Source organism: Bacteroides sp. 1_1_30 (genome assembly GCF_020982715.1).
GTDB classification, from domain to species: domain Bacteria; phylum Bacteroidota; class Bacteroidia; order Bacteroidales; family Bacteroidaceae; genus Bacteroides; species Bacteroides xylanisolvens.
Map to the genome: position 1 here is coordinate 1 of NZ_JAJKHN010000228.1, position 1,045 is coordinate 1,045.

General features: G+C 34.5%; 2 protein-coding genes. Both read left to right on the plus strand.

Annotated elements, in window-relative coordinates; translation table 11 throughout:
• Positions 1-219: macro domain-containing protein (locus tag LPH68_RS26375; RefSeq protein ID WP_230297286.1), on the plus strand; the 219-nt coding region annotated here is incomplete at its 5' end.
• 179 nt (positions 220-398) lie between these two features.
• Positions 399-971 (plus strand): GrpB family protein, encoded by a 573-nt coding sequence (locus tag LPH68_RS26380; RefSeq protein ID WP_009039877.1) that lies wholly within the window; start codon positions 399-401, stop codon positions 969-971.
• Positions 972-1,045: the final 74 nt, after the last annotated feature.

The window sequence follows — 1,045 nt, forward strand, 5'->3', positions numbered from 1 at the left end:
TATCATGCGGAACTCACATATCTGAATAAAGGTTTGAAACGCTTGAAAAAAGTGTGCGAAAGCAGAGGTATCAAAACCGTGTCGCTACCGAAAATAGGTGCAGGGCTGGGTAAGTTAGATTGGAATAGTGAGGTCAAACCTTTGCTTGAAAGTATTTTATCAGATTGTGAAACGGTATTCAATGTATATGAAGATTACAAGATTGAATACGAAATTTAGCTTACAACATACACCTGTCCTGCCTAACGGCGGCAAGCTGCAAACCATTATCAGCATAAAACATTAATACAAAAAAGAATGTTGATAATGAAATAGGAAATAAAAGAATTAATTGATTTTTGGCTGTAATTTATCTATATAGCTATGTCACCTATTATTAATAACAATTGCCACATGATATGGAACAAAAGAAATTAACTGAATTATCATTAGACGAGCTTTGGCAATTATTCCCCATAACCCTGACTGCACACCAAGACTATTGGACAGATTGGTATAAGGAAGAAGCGGAGTTGCTGAAAGAGAGACTTCCCTGTATTGAACGTATTAGCCATATAGGTAGCACAGCAATTAAAGAAATTTGGGCAAAGCCTACCATAGATATACTTGTGGAAATCCCAAGAGAAGAAAAAGTCGTCAATTTGAAAGGTACAATTGAAAGATGCGGCTATATCTGCATGGCAGAGAACGACAGTCGCATTGATTTCAATAAAGGTTATACATTACAAGGATTTGCTGAACGGGTATTTCATCTACACTTATGTTATGAGGGAGATAATGATGAATTGTATTTCAGAGATTATCTTCAAGCAAATACAGCTATTGCGAAAGAATATGAACGGCTTAAACTTGATTTATGGAAACAATATGAACATGACAGAAATATGTACACTTCCCACAAAGGTGATTTCGTAAAACAATATACACAGAAAGGGAAACTGCTTTTTACAGGCAGATACGACAATAAGTAACGTGAGTTCGATATAAGAATAAATATATTTCACTTATAATTAGAAACATAGCGATCAAAGTATTAAATTTATAG